Here is a 21,012-nt window from a genome sequence, read left to right as displayed (position 1 = left end):
TCCCGCGCCCCCCCGCTACCCCCCGTCGGCCCCCCCCCCGCGCGCGCGCGCCGGCCGGCCCCCCCCCCCCCCCCCCCCCCCCCCCCCCCCCCCCCCACGGCCGTGTCCGGCGGTGTGATGGCACCGTGGACGAACCGGTGGACGACCGGGCGGGTGCCGACCCGCTCACCGGGTCGGTGCCCCGGCGGCGGGCGACGGCCGTGGCCCTCGCGCGGGCCGCGGGCGTGACGACGGGCCTCTTCCTCGCCTACTACCTGCTGCCGCTGGACGAGCGGCCCACGGCCGCCACCTGGGCGGCGTTCGTGTGCGGCCTGGTCGCCGTCGTCCTGGTCTTCCTGTGGGAGATCCGGGCCATCCTGCGCTCCCCGCACCCCCGGCTGCGGGCCGCCGAGGCGCTGGCCGCCACGGCCGTGCTGTTCCTGGTGCTGTTCGCCGCGTTCTACTACCTGCTGGAGCGGGCCAGCCCGGGGACGTTCAGCGAGGCGCTGACCAAGACGGACTCGCTGTACTTCACGCTGGCCACCTTCGCCACCGTCGGGTACGGCGACATCGTCGCGCGTTCGCAGACGGGCCGGCTGGTGGTGATGATCCAGATGGCCGGCGGCCTGCTCCTGGTGGGTGTGGCCGCCCGGGTGCTGGTGGGCGCCGTGCAGACCGGTCTGCGGCGGCAGGGCCGGGAGACACCGCCCGACTGACCCGGGCGCCGATCGCAGGAGGGAGGCGGGGCGATGCGCTACGAGATCCGCGTGGACGGCCATCTGTCGACCGCGCTGGCCGGGGCCTTTCCCGAGCTGGAGCACGTGGAGATGGGCGGCCAGACGGTGCTGTACGGAGCCGTCGTGGACGAGGGCGAGCTGTACGGGCTGCTCGACCGCTGCCAGTCCCTCGGCCTGCGGGTGCTGGAGCTGCGGCAGCGCCCGGTGTGACGCCGCGGCTCACAGCAGGTGCAGCTCCCGCGCCCGGCGCACGGCGTCGGAGCGCCGGTTGACGGACAGCTTCCGGTAGGCGTTCTTCAGGTGGGTCTTGACCGTGTTCACCGAGATGAACAGGTCGGCCGCGATCTCCTCGTACGACATCAGCCGCGCGACCCCGCTCAGCACCTCCCGCTCCCGCAGGCTGAGGTCGGCGACGACCGGAGGGGCGGGCGGCGGCGCGGGCGCCGGGTCCAGCAGCGGGCGTATCCACGGGCCGGTGTCGAGCAGCGGGCGGCGCAGCCGCTCGCGGCGTGCCTCGCGCACGGCGTCTTCGACGAGCCGGCGGGCGGTCCCGGCGTCCCCGGCGGCATCGGCCGCCCGCGCCCTGAGCAGCGCGGCCCGCACCCGCACCGCCGGACCGGGACCGCCCCGCGCGGGGAGCGTGCCGAGCCGCCTGAGCGCCGCCTCGGGGAAGCCCGCGGCGTACTGGACGCCCGCCGCCTCCACCGCGCACATCGCCGGGCTCGGCGGCACCCTCCGCAGCAGGGCGCAGGCCGCCCCGCGGTGCCCCTCGGCCTGGTGCGCGACGGCGGTCAGCACGGTGCGGTGCGCCTCCAGCCAGGGTGAGGCGGCCACCCCGGGCACCGGCCGCCGCAGGGCGTCGAGGGCGGCGCGGGTCCGGCCGCGGGCCAGCAGCAGCCGGGCCCGGGTGGCGGTCCCGAAGCCCGCGCACACCGGGTCCCGCACCGCCTGCTCCCCGCCGTCCGCCGCGTCCAGCCACGCCTCGGCGCGTTCGAGTTCGTCGCGCTCCACGGCCACCGCGGCGAGCACCACCAGGGCGATGCCCGATCCGCACCCCGCCGGCAGGCTGAACCGCCGCCGCACCGCCGTGGCCGCCAGCGCCCTGTTCTCGGCGGCCGAGGGGCGGCCGTCGAGGTAGTCGAGCAGGGCGAGGTGGCCGATCGCGTCCTCGCGGGCCGGGGCCGTCGCCGCCCGTTCGTCGCCGCCCGCCACGGCCGTGAGACCGGCCCGTGCCTCGTCCAGGTGCCCGGCCCACAGCAGGGTGCAGCCCACGTGCGCCCGCAGCAGGGCGAGCACCTCGGGGTGCTCCTCCCGCAGACCCTCCGGCAGCTCGCCGAGCAGCCGCCCGGCGTCCCCGGCCGCGGCGGCCGCGTCCCCGGGCGAACCGGTGAGCCGCGCCGCCAGCGCCCGGAGCAGCGCGCCGCACATGCGGGTGGCGGCCGGGGCGTCCGCGGGCAGCGCCCGCTCGGCGTGGAGCAGATGGGCGAGTCCGCCCTCGGGGTCGGAGCGGGCGAGCCGGCTCGCCGCCCGGACCAGCTCGGCGGCCGGGCCGGTGACCGTGACCGGCATCCGCGCGAACAGCGCCGCGAGGTCGGGGGAGCGCAGCCCGGTGAAGAACTGGCCGACGGCGAGGTCCCCGAGCAGGGCCCCGGCGGTGAACTCCCAGTCGTCGGCGGCGGCCCCGTGCCGCAGGGCCTCGGTGAGCCGCCCGTGCCGCCGCAGCCAGCCGGCGGCCCGCCGGTGCAGCTCCGCCTCCAGACCGGGCAGCCGCTCGCGCAGGTGGGCGCGGAGGATCTCCCCGAACAGCGGGTGGAGCCGGTACGAGACGTCCCCCAGGTACTCGACGAACGCGTTCTCTCGCCGCAGCCCGGCCAGTACGGACTCGGCGTCGCGGCGCCCGGTCAGCACGTCCGCCAGCTGGGGCGGGAAGTCGCCGAGCACGCTGACCCGCAGCAGCAGGCCCCGTGTGCCGGGACTCTGCCGGTCGAGCACCTCCGCCAGCAGGAAGTCGGCGACGGCCGAGTGCCCGGCCTCGAACTCCTTCAGGTACCGCTCCGGGTCCGGACTGTCCCGTGCCGCCAGCGCGCACAGCCGCAGCCCCGCGGCCCAGCCGCGCGTGTGCTCCACCAGCCCGAGCGTGGCGTGCCGCGGCAGCCGCAGGCCGTGCAGTGCGAGCAGCTCGGCGGCCTCGTCGGGGGTGAAGGCCAGGTCGGCGTTCCTGATCTCGGTCAGCTGACCGGAGGTTCGGTAGCGGTGCAGGGGGAGGCGGGGTTCGTTGCGGGTGACGAGGACGAGGCGCAGCCCCGCGCCGGCGTGCCGCAGCACGAACTCCAGCTGCGCCGAGATCTCGGGGTCGGTCACCCGGTCGTACTCGTCCAGCACCACGGTCACCGGCCGGTCCCGTTCGCACAGCGCGCCGACCAGCCGTGAGGGGAACAGGGGGTCGACCCGGTCCCCGCAGGCGGGCGCCCCGACCTCCGGCGGCACGGGCTCCCCGGCGCCGCGCAGCGCCTCCAGCACGTATGCCCAGAACGTCCCGCTGCCCTGGTGCCCGGCGTCGTTGGTGAGCCAGGCGACGGGCCGCCGTGCCCGGGCCGCCCAGTCGGCGACCAGCAGGGTCTTCCCGGCCCCCGCGGCGCCGCTCACCAGCGTCAGCGGGGTCTCCGGGCCCGCGTCCAGTCGCCGGGTCAGGCGCCCGCGGCGCAGGAACGTGGCGGGCAGCGCGGGCACCGCCGTGCGGGTACGCAGGAACGGGCCCGCGCCGGGATCATGTGCCGGCGCCACCGGCTCGCGACCAGTCTGCCTCTCCCAGGCCATGGCCAGCACCACCTTCACCGCTCCGCGAGAAGCGCCTCCGCCCTCTCAGCATCGCAGCGTTCCCACGCCGCGGCGCGCCGGAGGCGGGGCCCGGTGGGCCCTATCCCGCCAGCGCGCCGCTCTGCTCCGCCTTGCGGATGCCGGCGCTCAGGCGGGAGCCGGACTCCCGTCGGGCGGCCCGGCGCAGCAGGGGCACGGCGAGGAGGAAGCCGAGCACGGCCCAGGCGGTCAGGACGAGGGCGACCATGGGCAGCTCCCAGGAGCCGGCCGCCTCGGCGGCGCGGGCGCTGTCCGGCAGCAGCGCCGAACGCAGGCCCTGCGCCATCCACTTGAGCGGGAAGACGGAGGCCGCCTGCTGAACCGGCACCGGCAGGGACGTCAGCGGGAAGACCGCACCGGACGTGAACAGCAGCGCCATCGCGGGCAGCATGATCAACGCCAGTGCCTCGCGCGGGTTCGGCAGCACCGCGCCGATCGCCGCGCCCAGCGGCACGACGGCGAGGAGTCCGAGCGTGGTGACCCACAGCAGCGTCACCCAGCCCGCCGCGCCCTGCGGCAGCGGCCCGTCCACCAGCAGCGCGGCGAGCGCCAGGAGGACCGCCAGGGTGGCGACGGTCGTGACGACCACCAGCAGGGACTTGGCCACCAGGTAGGCGGGTATGCCGCCGGGTGTCGCGCGCAGCCGCAGCAGGGCGCCCTCCTCCCGTTCGGTCACCAGCATCTGCGGGAGGCTGATCAGCCCGATCTGGAACATCAGGTAGGCGGCGAAGCCCGCGAGCACCAGGTGGGCCATCGGCGTCCGGGTCCCGGGCACGTCGTCGCCGACGAATCCGGCGACGACCAGCGCCACCACCACGTTGCTGAGGTGGCCGGACATCTCCTTGGGGTTGCGCAGCAGGTGCCGCAGTTCGATGCCGCCGCGCTGGAACCCGGCCCGCCAAGGGGCACGGACGGCGCGGCGCGGGTCTGCCTGCGCGGGATGCGTCTCGGTCATGCCGCCCGTTCCTTGCTCTTCTCGGTGATCCCGTCGGCGCCCACGGCGGCCTCGTCCGGGCGGTGCACCATGTGCAGGTACGTGTCCTCCAGCGTGGGACGGCGGACCTCGAGGTCCGCGATCGGGCCGCCGGCGTCCCGGTGCAGCTCCCACACCAGCCGTGAGGGGTCCTCGGTGCGTTCGCGGCGGGCCGTGCCGTCGGCGTCCGTCCAGCGGACCTCGGCCCGCGCGGCGGCCCCCCGGGCCAGTTCCGCGGGCGTGCCGTGGGCCCGGATCAGGCCGCCGACCAGCATGGCGATGCGGTCGGCGAGCCGCTCGGCCTCGACCAGGTCGTGCGTGGTGAGCAGGACGGTGACGCCCTCCTCGCGGGCCAGCCGCTCGACCAGGAGGTGGAACTCGTGGCGGGCCTCGGGGTCGAAGCCGGTGGTCGGCTCGTCCAGGAACAGCAGCTCGGGGCGGCCGACGATGCCGAGCGCCACGTCCAGGCGTCGGCGCTGGCCGCCGGAGAGCCGCTCCACCTGCCGCCCGGCCTGCTCGGTGAGGCCGACCAGGTCCAGCAGCTCGGCCGGGTCGCGCGGGTCGGCGTAGTACGTCGCGAAGTGGGTCAGCAGTTCGGCGACCCGCCAGCGGCGGTGGTCGCGCCAGGACTGGAGGACCAGCCCGATCCGCGCCCGCCAGGCGTCGTCGCCCCGCTCCGGGTCGGTGCCGAGCACACTGATCTCGCCGCCGGAGCGCTGCCGGAAGCCCTCCAGGATCTCGACGGTCGTGGTCTTGCCCGCGCCGTTGGGCCCGAGCAGGGCCAGGACCTCGCCGCGATGCACGTCCAGGTCGACGCCGTGCAGGATGCCCACGTCGCCGTACGCCATGGTCAGGCCGCGGGCCCGGACCACGGGAGGGGACGCCGCGGTCATCGTGCCGCCTCCGCCGGACGGGAGGTCTGCGGCCCGGCGTTGTCGTCCTGGGGCCCGGCGCCCTGGACGATGGCCCGGAGCGCCGCCACGTGCCCCTCGAAGGCGGTGCGCCCCCGGTCCGTCAGCCGCACCTTGGTGCGCCGCTTGCGGCCGGCACCCTCCTTCTGGATCTCCAGATACGCGGCCTCCTCCAGGGTGTGCAGCTGCTTGGAGAGCGCGGAGTCGCTGAGCGAGAGGCTGTCGCGGACGAACGCGAAGTCCGCCCACTCGGTGGCGGCGAGCAGGGCGACCACCGACAGCCGGGTGGCGGGGTGGATCAGCTCGTCGAAGCCGCTGGGCACGCTCATCGGCCCGCCTCCGCACCGGCGCCACGGCCGCGCAGCGTGCCGGTCGCCCAGCGGTTGGCGGGGCCGACGAACACCACGAAGACGGCCGCCGCCGCGGTCGCCTGGATCACGCTGCCCGCCAGCGGTTCGAGGGGCTGGGCCAGTCGCCCGGTCAGCACCGTCACCCCGCCGACCAGCACCGCGCCCCCGGCGAAGGTGGCCAGCGAACGCCAGTCGTAGCGGGAGTGGTGCAGCCGCACCCTGCTCCGGTTGGTGTGCGTCACGACCATCCACGCCAGCAGCGAGAGGTACGCGACGGCCGCGAGCGCGACGCCCCACGGGGGCGGCTCCAGGCCCTGGGCGGCCAGGAAGAGCCACATGAGCCCGGCCGTGCCGTACGTCGTGCGGGGACCGCCGGACGCGGACCGCTCGACCTCGTCGTACACCCGCTCCTGCGGCACCCGGATGCGCTGGAGGTCCTGCCATGCCTGTTCGGCGTTCACCGGTGCGCCCACGGCCACCGCCTCCCCTTCCACGTCCACGCTTTACTTTCCTGCCGGGAAAGCTACTCTTGACTTTCCTGGCAGGCAAGTCGGGAGGACGGAGGGAAGAGGCCATGCAGAAGGACCCGCTCATCGTCGAGGACCTGACGCTGCTGATGTTCGACGACGCCTCCGGCGCCATCGCGGGCGCCGGGACGCTGTACTACGCCCAGGGCGGCGCCGTGCTCGTCGAACTGGCCCGGGCCGGGCGGCTGCGCGTCGACCGGCGCGACGTGGGCATGGACGGTGTGCGCGTGCACGCCGTGGCCGGGGCCCCGCTGTCCGACCCCGTGCTCCGCGAGGCCCACCGGAAGGTTTCCGCGCGCACCCGCGGCGTCAACACCCTCCTCATCGAGATCGGCACCGGCCTGCGCGAGACCGTCCTGGACCGGCTCGTCGAGCGCGGGATGGTGCGCCGGGAGCGCAGGAAGGTCCTGGGCCTGTTCCCCGCGACGTCCCTGTCCGCGGCCGACACCCGCCACAAGGAGGCCCTGCTGGAACGCGTGCGCGCGGTCCTGGTGGACGAGGAGGAGCCCGACGGGCGCACGGCGGCCCTGATCGGCCTGCTCTCCGCGAGCGGGACCCTGCCGAGCCTGCACCGCGTGATCCCCTGGTCGGGCAAGGTCTACCAGCGGGCCAAGAGGCTGGAGCAGGACAGCTGGGGCGCGGAGGCGGTGAACACGGCCGTGCTGCGGACCCTCGCCGCCGTCACCGCGGGCACCGCGGCGGCCGTCACCACCAACTGAAGCCGGCCGTGGCCATGCGGCACATCACTCCGCGTAGGTGACCACGGTGTCCAGCCCCGCCTGGCGCAGCACCCGGTGGACGGCCGGACGGGCGCCCCGGACCGTGAGGCTGACCGGCTCGTGTGCCCTGGTCACCGCCCGCATCAGCGCGTAGGCCGACGCCAGGTCGATGTTCTCCAGACCGCTCATCTCCAGGGTCCAGTCGCTCGGCTCCCGCAGCCGCGGGTCCAGGAGCAGCTCCTCCAGGACCTGGAGCGCGTGCGAGTCCAGGGTGCCGGAGAAGGCCAGCACGGCGTGCCGTCCGCCCGCCTCGGCGATCCATACGGGCGCGTTCTGAGTGGAGCGATGAGGATCGACGGTCACGACGGCCTCCTGCGCAGTGCGGGCGTGCGTGGGTTCCATTGTCCCCCAGCCGGGCCGAAGCGGACGGTCCGGAATAGACACCGCCACGGTGACGCTGTGCCATGAGCGGTACGGGAGTGCGGCGAAGGGCTGGTGGGCACATGACGGCAGACCGGACGAAACCCGTGGTCAGCACGGTGTACGGGGCCGTGCGCGGCCGGTACGAGAACGGGGTCGCCGTCTTCCGCGGCATCCCCTACGCCGCCCCGCCCTTCGGCCCGCTGCGATTCCGTCCGCCCGTGCCCGCCGAGCCCTGGGACGGGGTGCGCGACGCCGGCTCCTTCGGCCCCACAGCACCGAAACCGCCTTACTCCGAGGCCTTCGCCCGGTACCTCTCCGACCCGGTGATCCCCGGCGACGACTGCCTCAACCTCAACGTCTGGACCCCCGAGCCCGGCCCCGGCGCCCGGCTGCCCGTCCTCGTCTGGCTGCACGGCGGCGCCCTGACCAGGGGATCCTCCGCGGTACCCGTCTACGACGGCGCCACCTTCGCCCGGGACGGCGTGGTCTGCGTGTCGGTCAACTACCGCCTCGGCGTCGAGGGCTACGGCCTCTTCCCGGACGCCCCCGCCAACGCCGGCCTGCGCGACCAGATCGCCGCCCTGGAGTGGGTGCGGGCGTCGATCGCGGCCTTCGGCGGCGACCCCGACCGTGTCACCGTCGCCGGTCAGTCCGCCGGTGCCATCAGCACCGGCGCCCTGCTCGCCGCGCCCCGGGCCCAGGGACTGTTCCGCCGCGCGGTGCTCCAGAGCGGTGCGCCCGAGGCCGCCGACCGCGACAAGGTACGGCGCATGGTCCGCCGGATGGCCGCCCGCCTCCGGACACCCGCCACCGCGGTCGCCTTCGCCGCCGCCGACCGCGCCCAGTTGCTGCGCGCCCAGGCCGAGGTGGGCCGGTTCAGCAGCCCCGTACTGGGCGGTCCCGCCTTCGGCATCGTCGTCGACGGCGACGTGATGCCCCACGACCCGCTGGACGCGCTCGTCGACGGCGACGCGGCCCGCGACGTCGACCTCATGATGGGCTGGACCCGCGACGAGTACCGGCTCTGGCTGGTCCCCGGCGGCCTCCTCGAACGCGTCGACCGCCTCGGCGCGGTGGCCCTCGCGGGCGCGCGCGCCCGCTGCCACTGCGGCAACGAGGTCGTACGCGGCTACCGCACGGCCCGCCCCGACGCCGGTGCCGCCGAGACGGTGGGGCAACTGGTCACCGACCACCTGCTCCGCGTCCCGCTGCACCGCGTGGCCGACGCGCGGCCCGGCTCCTCGTACGTCTACGAGTTCGCCTGGCCGTCCACCCTGCCCGGCCTCGGCGCCTGCCACGCCCTGGAGCTGGGCTTCGTCTTCGACTCGGGCGACTCACCGGACTCCCGCAAGCTCGCGGGGGAGGGCGCCCCGCAGGCCCTCGCGGACGCCATGCACGGCGCCTGGGTCCGCTTCGCGGAGTCCGGCGACCCGGGCTGGCGCGCCTGGGACGCTACACACCCCGTCCAGGTCTTCGGCGAGGGCGAGCCCTATGTGGCGTACGGGCCGCGCGACGCGGAGTTCGACCTGTGGAAGGCGGACGTCACCATGCGAGGAATGCGGTCCAGGCGCTTGGTGCGACGGTGATGTGCGGGGTGGGGGTGTCGGCGTCGGCGGTCTTGGAGTCGCGGATGTGGATGGCGGTGGGGTGGGTGGCGACCTCGACGCAGTTGCCGCCGTCGCTGCCGCTGTAACTCGACTTGTACCACCGCAGTCCGGTGCTGCTCATTGCTCTCCCAGGAGACGGTCCAGGAAATCTCTCGTGTCCTCAGGGGTGAGGGCCTGAGACCGCAGCATCGCACACCGTTGCGTAAGGATGGTCACCTCCTCGGGAGCGGCGATGAGTTGGCTGCCACGCTGGGTCTCCGTGTAGGCGAGCCGCTGGTGCTCAGGCGTCTCCAACAGCACGAACGGACCGTCGAGTGCCGCGTGTCGGGTGCGGGCCAACGGCAGGATCTGCACCGCGAGGTTGGGAAGTTCGGAGTACTCCCGCAGGTGCCGCACCTGCTCCAGGAAGACAGCTCCACCGCCGAGGCGGTCCCGCAACACCGCCTCCCAGATCACGAAGCATGTGATCGGCGGCTCTTTGCGGTGCAGAAGCGCTCTGCGCTCGACGCGGGCTGTCACGTGCTTCTCGATCTCGGCCTCGTCGAGGACGGGAATGCGGCTTCGAAAGACGGCCCGGGCATAGCCCTCCGTCTGGAGCAGCCCCGGCAACACCTGGTTCTCGTAGGACGAGATGACGATGGCCTCGCGCTCCCTGTCCAGGAACTCCTCCGCCCACAGCGGAACGAGATCCACCTCGGGCATCTTGCTGAGGGCGATCGACAACGCTCCCTTGGTGTCTAGAAGTTGGTCCAGTTGCTCGGCGAGATCCGGCTTCAGCGGGCGCCTGCCCTGCTCGATCGACGCGATCTGCTGCTCGCCGATGACGAAACGCTCGCCCAGAGACCTCTGGGTGTGGCCGGCGGCCTGCCGGTAGAGGGCGAGCAGCGCACCCACCATCTTCATCGCGGAGGCGTTCCTCCGTGTCGTCGTCCCCATGAGGTCGAACTCCCCACCCACGCCCGTACGTCCACCGTCGCGCGCCCGTACAAACCGGCCGTACGGCCCTGCGCACTGTCTCAGTGTGAACACGGAGCGTGACCCTCGTCATGTGAACACCGAAACTCAACCCCCGTCCCCACGCGAGCGCTTCTACCGCCGTGAGCGCCGTTCCGTCCCGGCCGCGAGGGCGTTCGCGCGGGAGGCCCTCGCGGAGTGGGGCGTGCGCGAGCGGGCGGACGACGTGCTGCTGTGCGTCAGCGAACTGGCGACCAACGCGTTGGTGCACGGCGTGCCGCCCGGCCGGGGTTTCCTGCTGAGGTTGGTGCCCTGCGGAGACGGCGTACGCGTGGAGGTCCACGACAGCGGGGACGGCGTACCGGCGGTGCCGCAGGCGGACGTGCGTGAGCCCGGTGAGGGCGGTCGCGGGCTGCTGCTGGTGTCGGAGCTGGCGGACAAGTGGGGCGTGGCGGAGCGGGACCCCGGCAAGGTGGTGTGGTTCGAGGTGGGAGGCGTGTAGGGCGGGTCAGGCGGCCTGGTCCCAGCCCTCTGCCGACCCCCTCGGCCACGCCCGCCACGCCACCTACAAGAACCACCTCACCCAGACGGCGATCGACGCCATGGGCACCGGCGCGGACGGCACGGGCGGCAACACGACCACCTACGGCTGGGACGGCCGCAACAACGCCCTCTCCCAGAAGCTGCCGCTCGGCGCGACCGCGTCCGTGTCCGCGTACCAGACGGTGGCGGGCACCGACCTGCCGAACGACTTCACGACCGCCGACGGCCGCAAGGACTCCTTCAAGTACGACACCAACGGCAACACGATGTCGGTGACGACGTCGGGCACCGCGGGCGGGGCGAGGGAGTACACGTACAACAAGGCCACGCCGGAGTGCGGCGGCTTCGAGGGCCAGCGCTGCACGGCGAAGGACGGCAACGGCAAGGTCACCTCCTTCACGTACGACGACCAGGGCAACCTGCGGAAGGTCAAGCCGCCGACGCCGCTGGGCGAGACGACGTACACGTACGACGCGCTGGGCCGCGTGGAGACGGTCAAGGACGGCCGGAACATCACCACCGTCTACACCTACGACAACCGCGACCGCGTCCGCGAGGTGTCCTCCACCAACTCCACCGTTATTTACACCTACGACGGTGACGGCAACGTGAAGACCCGCACCGACGCGTCGGGCACCACCACCTGGAAGTACGACAAGCTCAACCGTGAGTGGGTCCGTACCCTGCAGAACGGCGCCCAGACGGCCCTGGCCTACACCCCGGGCGGTGACGTCGACTACTACACCGACCCGACGGGCACCACGGACTACACCTGGGACACGGCCGGCCGCCTCGACCTCCTGACCGCGCCGGACGGCAAGAAGACCGACTTCGAGTACAACAACAACGACAAGCGCACGAAGACGGTCTACCCCGGCGGCACCACGCAGTCGGTGACGATCGACAAGAACGGCCGCCCCGAGAAGATCAAGACCACCTCGGGCACCCAGACGTTCATCGACCTCGCCTACAGCTACAAGAACACCGCGGGCAAGGACACCACCAAGATCCGCACCCGCACCGACAACACCACCAAGTACACGACCAGCTATACCTACGACTCCCAGGACCGCCTGTCCTACGCCCTGGAAGCCGACGGGGCGGGCACCCGCAAGGCATCGTGGCTGTACTGCTTCGACAAGGCCGGCAACCTCACCAGCCGCGACGGCAGCAAGACGTCTTGCCCGGGCGGCACGACATACACCTACAACGACGCCTCGCAGCTGACCGCCAAGAACGGCACCACAACCGGCTGGTCCTACGACAAACTCGGCAACGAGACCTCGGCGGCCGACAACACCCCCCGCACGGGCGAGTCCTGGACCGACTACAGCCAGCCGGCCGGCATCACCGCGGGCGGCAAGACCTACGACTTGGTCCACGCCGGCACGGACAACGCCGAACGCACCAAGCTCGGTTCGACCTGGTTCCACCACACGGCCCTCGGCCTGGCGTCCACGACCACGAACGGCGTCGACACCGGATTCATCCGCGAACCGGCGGGCACGCTGAACTCCATGACGACTGGGGGGAAGTCCTACTACTACCTCACCGACGCCACCGGCAACGTCCTCGGCCTCGCCGACAGCACCGGCAAGCGCACCCACACCTACGCGTACGGACCGACGGGCCTGCCACGGACCGCTCCGACGGAGTCCGTCCCCCAGCCCTACCGCTACGCGGGCGCCTACGCCGACCCGACCGGCCTGTACAAGATGGGCCACCGCTACTACGACCCCACCCTGGGCCGCTTCACCCAACCCGACCCCTCCGGCCAGGAAACCAACGCTTACCTCTACGCCGCAGGCGACCCCGTCAACCGCATTGACCCCAGCGGCCTTTACGGCATCGACGACCTGGTGACGGATATCAGCATCATCGGTGGGTCTGCCGGCGCCGGAGCCGGTCTTGGAGGGGGCGCGTGCTTCTTCGGCCCCGCAGCCTGCGGGGTCGGCGTCGGCATCGGCGGTTTCATCGGCGGCGCGTTCGGGGTTGGAGTGGTAGTCGGGCGGCACATCGCTTAAGAGATGCTCGGGGTGGAGGCGACGGGCGATCGCCTCCACCCCGAAACGTTGCAGACAACATAGTAGGAGTGAGGGGAAGTGTGCATGCGAAGCTCAAGGGATTTACGTGAGAGTCGAACCTGGAAAGTCTGCGTCTGGACGGTACTCGTTCTGTGCGTGATCTCTTCGGGAGCCTCCATCATGGGCGAGCATTGGGGCCTCCTACTCCTTAGTCTCCTAGGGGTGTCCGCAACAGCATTGGTGCTTGTTCAGTTTCGACGCAGAAAATAGACCGGGGCGGGCTGCAAGCAGGGCGACACCTTCGGACTGCGCGACCGGCTCCGCCGCCGCCAGAACGTCCGTCGCCTCCAGCGACGGCACCGAGGCCGGGGCCTGGGTCGGGGCGGGTTCGTCCGCTGTCGGCACTGCCATCGGCGGGGCTGCAGGGGTAATCGGAACGACCATCACGGTTATCGCTCTGAGAAATTAACAGCAGGAGAAAAATGCCCGGCAGGTGGAAGCCATCTCCAAGACTACGATTCTGCATGAATCTATACGTCCTACTCATGGCGCTTCTGGTCGTGACGGCCATGGTGCTTGGGCAATGGAGAATGGGAATCTACGGTGCGATAGCTGCACTGCCAGGAGTGATCTTGATACTCACTCAACAGAGAAGATAGATCCAGCTGAGCCTCCCGCATCAGCGCCGTGATGCGCGTGGGCCCTGCAACTACGTAGGGCCCACGCGTGATGCCTGATCTCACGGGTGTCGCGACCTTCCTTTCGGCCTGGCATCGACCACGACGAACGGCGTCGACACCGGATTCAGCGTGACCCACTGACCATGGCCCGGAAGCGACTCAGGTCTGTCGCAAGGCTCGCCCGAGGAAGCGGCTGTTGCGGGCGTACCACGGAGTCCGGCCGGGATCGCGCCGCGCCTCGTAGGATCGGCGCATGGTGGCCTTTGTACCGTCGTTCGTCTGCTTCTTCCTGTTCTGCGCTGGTGTGGTCCGAGATCGCCGCCGAGTGAGCAACGCGGTCCTGCTGGGCCTGTCCGCCGTCTTCGCGGTGCTCGCGCTCTTGCTGCATGTGGCCTCCGAGCGAACCCAGTTGGGCCGCGATCTGGCCGTCGTGCTGCTGACCCTGGCGGGCGTGGGGGTCGTCACGCTGGCGTGGTTCCTCATCGCCAACGGGATCACCATGGTTCGCAAGGAGGGCAGAAGCCCGGCGAACCTGCTGTCCCTGGGGGCGGGCATCGCCCTGATCGCCCTGATCGCGCTGCTGATCACCGCGCTGGTGCTGCACACGCACACGCTGGTGGTCGTGGCGGCGACGGCGGTGGCGCTCGCCGGCTACGTCGCCTTCCTGTTCCTCTGTTTCCTCGTCTACGGGGGCCTGTACGGACGTCTGCGCATCCGGCGCCGGGCGGACTACGTGGTGGTGCTCGGCTCGGGCCTGAGCGGCGGCACCACCGTGCCCCCGCTGCTGGCCGGTCGCCTCGACCGTGCCCGGAAGGAACACGCCAGGCTGTCCCGGAAGGGCCGGCGCCCGGTCCTGATCACCTCGGGAGGGCAGGGGCCCGACGAGAAGCTGCCCGAGTCCCACGCGATGGCCGACTACCTGGTCACCCAGGGTGTCCCCGCCGACCTGATCGAACGCGAGGACCGCTCGACGACCACGGACGAGAACCTGACGTTCAGCAAAGCCCTGATGGAGCGGGCGAATCCGGACTACCGGTGCGTGATCGTCACGAACAACTACCACGTCTTCCGCGCCGCGATCACCGCCCGCCGCACCGGCGTCCGGGGCCACGTGATCGGGGCGCCGACAGCCGCGTACTTCTGGCCGAGCGCCATGATCCGCGAGTTCGTGGCCCTCTTGGTCGCCTACCGCCGCACCAACGCAGCACTCTTCCTGCTCGTCCTGCTGAGCGGCCTGTTCATCTGGTGGCTGGGGTGGCCGTCGCCGGGGGCCGTCACCTAGAAGCCGAGGATCCTCGGCGGCCCAACCGCCCGGCATCAGTAACCCGCGCAGGTACAGCACGCCGTTGGCCCGCAGGCCGCGGCGGCGGTAGACGGGTACGCGGGGCCCATCACCTCCGATACCGCTGCGCCACTGCCGTGAAGGCGGCCTTGGGTTCCCATTCCATGTCGGGGTAGGTCTGTCCCGTACGCCCTTCGAGGAGTTTGACGATGCCCAGGCCGGCCCGGTCCAAGTCGTCACGGGGGTCGCCGTCGGGGCGGTGCGGGTAGCCGAGCAGGGCGAACAGGAACACGAACGCGCTGTCCACGCCCTCGGTCTCGAAGATCTCCAGCAGTTCGCTCAGATATGCGGCCTGGCCGGCCTCGTCACGCTCGTACACGCCGTTCAGTCGTGCAGGGGCCTTGGTCTCCGGGTCGTGCTCGACCACTTCCAGCACCCGCCCGCCGCGGTCTCCCGCGCCGCGGTAGGCCGCGGTGCCGAACCCGGTGACGGCGAGTGGCTTCGGGTCTTGGGCCAGGGTGCGCACCGCGTCCCGGAACCGGTCGGCGACCTCGGCGGAGCGGATCAGCTCGAACGTCACGAAGTCGAAGGGGGCCCAGTCGACCTGCTCGAACTGGATGGCCGCGTACGTGAGCCTGCCCTGGAAGCGCTCGCGGACCGCGGCCGCGGCGTCGCGGAGGAACGCGTTGACGCGCACGCCGAGTGCGCGCATCGCTTCGGCCCGCCGCTCGGGCTGGCTCATAAGGTGCTCGACACGCTCCTCGGGGCTGTCGCCGGGCAGGAACCCGCGGTTCATCACGCTCAGCTCCACCCCTGCGACGAACACGACTGCGGCCCCCTGCTGCCGGAGCCGTTCCGCTCGCTCGGCGCAGTCGCGGAAGAGCGTGAGGATCAGCTCCGGATCCAGCTCCAGCGGATAGGGCGAGAACCAGACCTCCAGGCCGAGTTCGGCGGCGGCACCGGCGGCCAGCTCCAGTCGGTACGGGTCGCCGCCGATGATCTGGACCGCGTTGCAGTGCAGGTCGTCACGGATGATGGCGAGTTCGCGCCGGACCACCGCAGGGTCGAAGTGCTCGCGGGATACCTGGCCGTGCACGACGAATCCGGTGTCGTAGGTCATTCCTCTTGCTCGCATGGTGACGTCCCCTCTGTCGGTCTCGGGCGGGTTGAGGCTGACAGGAAAAGTGCGTGCACGCAAGTTTACGCACGCGCAACTTTGCGTGTGCGCAGCGTTGTGTGGAACGCTAACGCCGTGACGACACCACCACGAGGGCTGCGGGAGCGGAAGAAGCAGGCCACGCGCGAGGCGCTACGCGAGGCGGCGCTGCGTCTGGCCGTGGAGCGCGGACCCGACCAGGTGCGGGTCGAGGACATCGCCGAGGCGGCCGGGGTCTCGCCGCGCACCTACAACAACTACTTCGCCAGCCGCGAGCAGGCGATCGTCTCCGCTGTCACCGCGGGCCGGGAGGCGCGCATCGCGGCGGCGGTGGCGGCCCGGCCCGGAGGAGTGCGCCTGGCCGACGCCGTCACCGAGGCGGTGGTCGAGCAGTACACGAACACCGGCGAGCGCGAACACGAGGCGCTGCTGCTGATCACCACCCAGACCGCTCTGCGCGACGCGTTCCTCGATGCCACCGCCGGCATCGAGCCCCCTCTCGCGGCGGTGATCGGCGAACGCCTGGCCGACGCCGAAGCGCCCACGGCCCGCGTCCTCGCGGCAAGCGTGGCCGTGGCCGTTCGCATCGCGCTGGAAGGCTGGCTCCGGCCGGCCGGGAACGCGGGGGGCGCCGAGAGTTCCGCCGCCGGAGGACTGGTCGTGCCCTCCGGCTCGCTGCCCGACCAGCTCCGCACGGCGCTGGCCCCGCTCGCGCCCGCGTTCGACGCCGCCGAGCAGCTCACCCGGCCGTGAAGCCGACCAACTGGGGCATCTGTCGAAGGTGCCGCAGGAACTCACCGATCTCCGCCTGGGCAGCGTCCCTGTTATCGTGCGCCGATGCCAACGATCAGACAGGTTCAAGTGACCTTCGACTGTGCGGAACCCGCGCGCCTCGCAGCCTTCTGGTGCGAGGTGCTGGGCTACGTCGTGCCGCCGGTCCCGGAGGGCTTTGCCACGTGGGAGGAGTACCACCACTCGCTGCCGCCCGAGGAGGAGCTCTACTTCGCGTGCGCCGATCCCTCGGGTGTGGGCCCCCGCCTGCTCTTCCAGCGAGTTCCCGAAGGCAAGGTCGTCAAGAACCGGGTGCATCTCGATGTGCGGGCCGGCATCGGGCTCGTGGGTGACGAGCGCCTGGCCACCCTGGAGGCCGAGTGCGCACGGCTGATGGCGCTCGGCGCGAAGCACGTGCTCACGCAGCGCGCCGACGGCGTCAACGAGTCCTGCATCACGATGCAGGACATCGAGGGCAACGAGTTCTGCCTCGACTGACGTCCGAAGAGCGGCGTCTGCACCGGAACCGTCCGCCTGGTCTCGCGGCGGCCTGCCTCAGGCCTGCTCTTCGGTGGCGTGCGAGTCGGTGAGGGTGAGCGCGCCGCCCGCCGCGATCAGGCCGACGAGCACGGCGAGCACGCCGTAGGTGATGCGCTCGCCGTGGAAGAAGGACTGCACGAGCCCGCTGTCCCAGGCGCCCGCGGGCAGCCGGGTGGTGACCAGTACGGCGACCAGGGTGCCGACGACGGCGGTGCCGACGCTGGTGCCGACCTCTTGGGCGGTGTCGTTGAGCGCGGTGCCGATCGAGGTGCGGTTGGCGGGCATCGCCTCGACCAGGGCGATGGCACAGATGGTCATGACCGTGCGCAGCCCGACGGTCATCACGACCATGCAGAGGGCGATGGCGGTGTACCCGTGGTCGACGCCCCAGGCGAGGCCGGCCAGCGCCGCGGTCAGGCAGGCCGCGCCGACCAGGCAGGCGACGCGGTGCCCGTACTTCTTGGCGAGCCACTCCGAGAGCGGGGTCGCCGCGATCATCGTCACGATGAGCGGCAGGTTCGCCAGGCCGGCCCGCACGGGGCTCCATCCGTAGGCGTACTGGAAGTGGAGGATGAGCCCGAACATCACGCCGGCCATCGCGACGGACGTGCCGATCTGGGCGAGGGCGGCGCCGCGGACGGTGCCGTTGGAGAAGATTCCGAGGTCCAGCATGGGGGCCTTGCTGCGGCGCTCGTGCCACACGAACGCGATGCCCGCGGCCGCGGCGCCCAGGACCGAGGCGAGCGTGGCGGCTGAGCGCCAACCGTGCTCGACGCCGCTGGTCAGGGCGTAGCAGGCAAGGCCGATGGTGAGCACGCTGAGGGCGGCGCCCGGCAGGTCGAGCCTGTCGTCGGTGAGGTCCTCGCGCCGGTCGGGCGCGACGCCGCGCCGCACACCGATGGCCGCGATCAGGGCTATCGGCGCGTTGACCAGCAGAAGCCACTGCCAGCTCACGTGGGCGAGCGCGGTGCCGCCGAGCAGCGGGCCGAGGATGAACCCGGACATGCCGACGACGATCATCAGGGTCATCGCGCGCATCCGCAGCGCCTGGTCGTCGAAGAGGCGGAAGACGAGCGAGTTGGTGATCGGGGCCATGGCGGCGGCGGCGACGCCGAGTCCGGCACGCAGCGCGATCAGCTGCCCGGTGGAGTCGACGGCGACCACGGACAGGCTCATCAGGCCGAAGACGGCCAGGCCGACGAGCAGGACGCGTCGGCGTCCGAGGCGGTCGGCCATGGACCCCGCCGTGAGCAGCAGGCCGCCGAACGTCAGCGAGTAGGCGCCGGTGACCCATTGCAGTGCGGTCGTGCTGCCGCCGAGGTCGCGGCCGATGGTGGGCAGTGCGATCGAGAGCAGGGTGTTGTCGACCATCTCGACGAAGAAGGCCAGGCAGAGCGCGGCCAGCGGGATCCACGCCGCCCGCAGCGATCCGTAGGTACGGGCGGGGGCGGGCTCGGTTTCGGTGGTGGTGCCACTCATGACCGGCCTCCTTTCTGCACGTCGAACGCCGCCAGGCATGGAACGGCGTTCGTTCATGGAACATTGTTCGTTGTGCACCATAGAACCATGTTCGATAGAGAGGCAAGCCGCGCAGGCGGCCTGTGCTTGGATGGATGGATGACACCGCCGCCCGCACGTGCCCGCTCCGCCCCCGAGAGGCCCGCCCGCGGGCGCCGACGCGCTTCGCACTCCATGGAGGCCGTCCTCGACGCGGCCGTGGCCCTCCTCGACGAGGCCGGCGGTCCCGCGCTGACGTTCCGCGCCCTCGCCGCCCGGCTCGGCACCGGTGTCGGCACGATCTACTGGTACGTCCAGAACAAGGACGAGCTCCTCGACCGCGCCACCGACCACGCGATCAGCGGGGTCCTGGCCGCCGTGGAGGAGCACCCGGAGAGCGACGACCCCATCGCCGACCTCCGGGCGATGGCCATCGCCCTGTTCGACGCGATCGTGGACCGGCCGTGGCTTTCGGCGTACTTCATGCGCAACACCGACGTACAGGGCAACTCCCTGCGTCTGTACGAGCGGCTCGGCCGGCAGACCCTGCGCCTCGACCTCACGTCGCGGCAACGGTTCCATGCCGTCTCGGCGATCACGGGCGTCGTCGTCGGCACGGCTGCCGACCTGGGCGCGGAGATCCCGCAGGAGCTGCTCGACGGCGAGGTGGACCGCGAGGAGTACCTCAACCGTTTCGCCGACACGTGGCGGTCGCTCGATGCCGAGGAGTTCCCGTTCGTGCGGCAGATCGCCGACGAGTTCGCCGGTCACGACGACCGGGACCAGTTCCTCGCCGCGCTGGACCTCACACTGGCGGGCCTGCGGCTGCAGGCCGGCACCTGACTCCGGCACGACCGCGTGCGCGGGTCGGCTCCGGCCTGATCAGCTGTGGTTCGTGGCGCCGGGCCACGGTGAGGTCTCCACGTTTTTGCCGTCGGTCGAGGGGCAACCGGTAAGCACAGCCTGACAGGAGTGCTCGGCTCCTGATGCAAGACAGCGAGATCCCGCTTGGAGGTCCCACATGCTGAAGGCCATTGCAGACGTTCTGCGATCCGTTGGCGGAGCGATTGCCACGGTCGTCACACTTCCCTTCCGTGCCGTTGCGCGGCTCTTCGGGGGCGCGTCCGCGAGCGCTCACGGACGCCACTGACGTCTCCGCGTGGCGATTGTGAAGGGGCGGTACGGCCCACGGCCGTACCGCCCCTTCGTGCCTGTGGCCTGCTACTGCCCCGCCGTACTCAGGACATCGCCCCCTCCGGGTGAACCGGACGGGGCGATGCGCCGAAGTGGCGGATGGGCCACCGAGTTGTGCGCAGGACTCAGATGATGCTCACGCCGTAGGCGCCGAGTGCCTCGGTGACCGGCTGGAAGAACGTGGTGCCGCCGGAGGAGCAGTTGCCGCTGCCGCCGGAGGTCAGGCCGAGCGCGGTGCTGCCGGAGAAGAGCGCGCCACCGCTGTCGCCGGGCTCGGCGCAGACGTTGGTCTGGATCAGACCGCTTACTATGCCGTCGGCGCCGTAGTTGACGGTGGCGTTGAGGCCGGTGACGGTACCGCCGTGCAGACCGGTGGTGCTGCCGCTGCGCTGGACGGACTGGCCGACCGAGGGGTCTCCGGCGCCGGTGATCTCCTGGTAGGAGCCGTTGTAGAGGTAGACGCGGCCGTCGGCGGCGGCGCCGTTGGAGTGCCGGATGATGCCGTAGTCGTTGCCGGGGAAGCTGGACCCGGCGGTGGTGCCGATCGACCACGAGCTGCCGATGTTGGTGCAGTGACCGGCGGTCAGTGCGAACTTGGTGCCCGCGCCGTCCTGCACGTTGAAGCCGAGGGAGCACCGGGCTCCACCCGTCGTGATGGCTTCGCCGCCGGCGATGAGCTTGGAGAACTTGCCGGGGGTCTGCTTGATCACGAGAGCGCCGGCGTTCGCACCGGCCTCGCTCCTGATCTCGGCTATCTCAGCCTTGCTGACCGTGCTGTCGACCGTGACGACGACCTTGTCCGACTTGGTGTCGGTGTACCACGCGGTGCCGCCGACGTCGGCGGTGCGCACGGCGTCGTGCGTCTGCTTGAGCTCGGCGGCGCTGAACGTCTGAGGGGCCGGCTGGGCCGACGCCGTGGCGGCGGGAACCACCAGGGCCGCGGCGGCCGCGAGGCCGGTCGCCATGGCGATGAGCCGTGCGCGTCTCGGAAGGCTGTGGGGGTGGGAGAGTCGCACTGTGAATCCTCCAGGTTGTGGGGAACCGGGGAGAGGGCGTTGGGTGGACGCCCCGTGACATGTCATCAGGAGCACACTGAAATCACTGGCGTGACCCTGACAAGCGCTTGCACCCATGCTGGGTAGAGCGGCCCGTCTGCGCAAGACCCCGGTCCCAAGATGGCGCCGGAGAGGGGCAGTCGGGCGACTCGAACAAACAAAATGGGCTGTTGAGCAGCGTTCACGCGTACGGGACGAGTGTGGAAGTCTCGGGCGGGCGGTACGCACTCGAAA

At 71.8% G+C, this 21,012-nt stretch carries 22 protein-coding genes; 11 read left to right on the top strand and 11 right to left on the bottom strand.

From position 1 onward, the window contains the following. The first annotated feature begins 125 nt into the window (after positions 1-125). Together ACGF3J_RS09860 and ACGF3J_RS09855 are read left to right on the top strand one after the other, a co-directional pair. Entirely contained in the window at positions 126-695 is a 570-nt protein-coding gene (locus ACGF3J_RS09860) for a potassium channel family protein (RefSeq protein WP_346346089.1), read from the top strand. Between the two features lie 33 nt (positions 696-728). Next, positions 729-926, top strand: a complete 198-nt coding sequence (locus ACGF3J_RS09855) for a hypothetical protein (protein WP_064730412.1) — start codon at positions 729-731, stop codon at positions 924-926. Between the two features lie 9 nt (positions 927-935). On the opposite strand, the gene ACGF3J_RS09850 is transcribed toward ACGF3J_RS09855, so the two are convergent. From ACGF3J_RS09850 to ACGF3J_RS09830, 5 genes are all read right to left on the bottom strand, one after another. Further along, the gene (locus tag ACGF3J_RS09850) at positions 936-3,533 is read right to left on the bottom strand and encodes a LuxR C-terminal-related transcriptional regulator (RefSeq protein ID WP_393853824.1); all 2,598 of its coding nucleotides are present in this window, start codon (positions 3,531-3,533) and stop codon (positions 936-938) included. 100 nt (positions 3,534-3,633) lie between these two features. After that, positions 3,634-4,527: an ABC transporter permease gene (locus tag ACGF3J_RS09845; protein ID WP_393853823.1), complete on the bottom strand. Its 894-nt coding sequence runs from the start codon at positions 4,525-4,527 to the stop codon at positions 3,634-3,636. After that, positions 4,524-5,438 (bottom strand): ABC transporter ATP-binding protein, encoded by a 915-nt coding sequence (locus ACGF3J_RS09840; protein WP_393853822.1) that lies wholly within the window; start codon positions 5,436-5,438, stop codon positions 4,524-4,526. The genes ACGF3J_RS09845 and ACGF3J_RS09840 overlap by 4 nt, the downstream gene beginning before the upstream one ends. Continuing rightward, positions 5,435-5,785, bottom strand: a complete 351-nt coding sequence (locus ACGF3J_RS09835; protein ID WP_161328724.1) for a transcriptional regulator — start codon at positions 5,783-5,785, stop codon at positions 5,435-5,437. The genes ACGF3J_RS09840 and ACGF3J_RS09835 overlap by 4 nt, the downstream gene beginning before the upstream one ends. Beyond that, positions 5,782-6,306, bottom strand: a complete 525-nt coding sequence (locus ACGF3J_RS09830) for a hypothetical protein (protein WP_346346104.1) — start codon at positions 6,304-6,306, stop codon at positions 5,782-5,784. The genes ACGF3J_RS09835 and ACGF3J_RS09830 overlap by 4 nt, the downstream gene beginning before the upstream one ends. A gap of 74 nt (positions 6,307-6,380) precedes the next feature. On the opposite strand from ACGF3J_RS09830, the gene ACGF3J_RS09825 reads away from it, so the two are divergent. Further along, on the top strand, positions 6,381-7,052 hold the full coding sequence (locus ACGF3J_RS09825; protein WP_393853821.1) for a GPP34 family phosphoprotein: 672 nt from the start codon (positions 6,381-6,383) through the stop codon (positions 7,050-7,052). A gap of 24 nt (positions 7,053-7,076) precedes the next feature. On the opposite strand, the gene ACGF3J_RS09820 is transcribed toward ACGF3J_RS09825, so the two are convergent. Then, positions 7,077-7,415 carry an STAS domain-containing protein gene (locus ACGF3J_RS09820; RefSeq protein WP_346346103.1) on the bottom strand — a complete coding sequence of 113 codons (339 nt, stop codon included), beginning with the start codon at positions 7,413-7,415 and terminating at the stop codon, positions 7,077-7,079. A 140-nt stretch (positions 7,416-7,555) separates the two neighbouring features. Between ACGF3J_RS09820 and ACGF3J_RS09815 the strand changes: the two genes are divergently transcribed. Then, the gene (locus tag ACGF3J_RS09815) at positions 7,556-9,061 is read left to right on the top strand and encodes a carboxylesterase/lipase family protein (protein ID WP_393853820.1); all 1,506 of its coding nucleotides are present in this window, start codon (positions 7,556-7,558) and stop codon (positions 9,059-9,061) included. On the opposite strand, the gene ACGF3J_RS09810 is transcribed toward ACGF3J_RS09815, so the two are convergent. Continuing rightward, a complete protein-coding gene (locus ACGF3J_RS09810) occupies positions 9,018-9,203 on the bottom strand; it encodes a DUF397 domain-containing protein (RefSeq protein WP_360889878.1) in 186 nt (61 codons plus the stop codon). The genes ACGF3J_RS09815 and ACGF3J_RS09810 overlap by 44 nt on opposite strands. Further along, complete coding sequence (locus tag ACGF3J_RS09805) at positions 9,200-10,018, bottom strand: helix-turn-helix domain-containing protein (protein ID WP_393853819.1); 819 nt, start codon at positions 10,016-10,018, stop codon at positions 9,200-9,202. Before ACGF3J_RS09805 ends, ACGF3J_RS09810 begins: the two co-directional genes overlap by 4 nt. Before the next feature lie 112 nt (positions 10,019-10,130). Here ACGF3J_RS09805 and ACGF3J_RS09800 point away from each other — a divergent pair, with 112 nt between their 5' ends. The 3 genes from ACGF3J_RS09800 (at position 10,131) to ACGF3J_RS09790 (ending at position 14,565) form a co-directional block, all read left to right on the top strand. Continuing rightward, positions 10,131-10,538, top strand: coding sequence for an ATP-binding protein (locus ACGF3J_RS09800; RefSeq protein ID WP_393853818.1), 408 nt, complete (start codon positions 10,131-10,133; stop codon positions 10,536-10,538). A 100-nt stretch (positions 10,539-10,638) separates the two neighbouring features. Then, a complete protein-coding gene (locus ACGF3J_RS09795) occupies positions 10,639-12,603 on the top strand; it encodes an RHS repeat-associated core domain-containing protein (protein ID WP_393853817.1) in 1,965 nt (654 codons plus the stop codon). Positions 12,604-13,536: 933 nt separating this feature from the next. After that, the gene (locus ACGF3J_RS09790) at positions 13,537-14,565 is read left to right on the top strand and encodes a YdcF family protein (RefSeq protein WP_393853816.1); all 1,029 of its coding nucleotides are present in this window, start codon (positions 13,537-13,539) and stop codon (positions 14,563-14,565) included. Between the two features lie 109 nt (positions 14,566-14,674). Here the strand turns inward: ACGF3J_RS09790 and ACGF3J_RS09785 are convergent, their stop codons facing one another. Beyond that, the gene (locus ACGF3J_RS09785) at positions 14,675-15,685 is read right to left on the bottom strand and encodes a hypothetical protein (RefSeq protein WP_161328728.1); all 1,011 of its coding nucleotides are present in this window, start codon (positions 15,683-15,685) and stop codon (positions 14,675-14,677) included. Positions 15,686-15,817: 132 nt separating this feature from the next. Between ACGF3J_RS09785 and ACGF3J_RS09780 the strand changes: the two genes are divergently transcribed. Then, a complete protein-coding gene (locus ACGF3J_RS09780; protein ID WP_161328714.1) occupies positions 15,818-16,474 on the top strand; it encodes a TetR/AcrR family transcriptional regulator in 657 nt (218 codons plus the stop codon). Between the two features lie 84 nt (positions 16,475-16,558). Further along, a complete protein-coding gene (locus ACGF3J_RS09775; protein ID WP_161328713.1) occupies positions 16,559-16,990 on the top strand; it encodes a VOC family protein in 432 nt (143 codons plus the stop codon). 57 nt (positions 16,991-17,047) lie between these two features. Here the strand turns inward: ACGF3J_RS09775 and ACGF3J_RS09770 are convergent, their stop codons facing one another. After that, entirely contained in the window at positions 17,048-18,511 is a 1,464-nt protein-coding gene (locus tag ACGF3J_RS09770; protein WP_161328712.1) for an MFS transporter, read from the bottom strand. Positions 18,512-18,724: 213 nt separating this feature from the next. Here ACGF3J_RS09770 and ACGF3J_RS09765 point away from each other — a divergent pair, with 213 nt between their 5' ends. Next, the gene (locus ACGF3J_RS09765; RefSeq protein ID WP_161328727.1) at positions 18,725-19,372 is read left to right on the top strand and encodes a TetR/AcrR family transcriptional regulator; all 648 of its coding nucleotides are present in this window, start codon (positions 18,725-18,727) and stop codon (positions 19,370-19,372) included. Between the two features lie 178 nt (positions 19,373-19,550). Then, positions 19,551-19,679 (top strand): LPFR motif small protein, encoded by a 129-nt coding sequence (locus ACGF3J_RS09760; protein WP_260474199.1) that lies wholly within the window; start codon positions 19,551-19,553, stop codon positions 19,677-19,679. 169 nt (positions 19,680-19,848) lie between these two features. Here the strand turns inward: ACGF3J_RS09760 and ACGF3J_RS09755 are convergent, their stop codons facing one another. After that, a complete protein-coding gene (locus tag ACGF3J_RS09755) occupies positions 19,849-20,739 on the bottom strand; it encodes a S1 family peptidase (RefSeq protein WP_161328711.1) in 891 nt (296 codons plus the stop codon). Positions 20,740-21,012 lie beyond the last annotated feature (273 nt).

Origin of the sequence: Streptomyces sp. NPDC048171 (genome assembly GCF_043202655.1) — a bacterium.
Taxonomy (GTDB): domain Bacteria; phylum Actinomycetota; class Actinomycetes; order Streptomycetales; family Streptomycetaceae; genus Streptomyces.
This window is presented reverse-complemented; position numbering and strand designations above follow the sequence as displayed.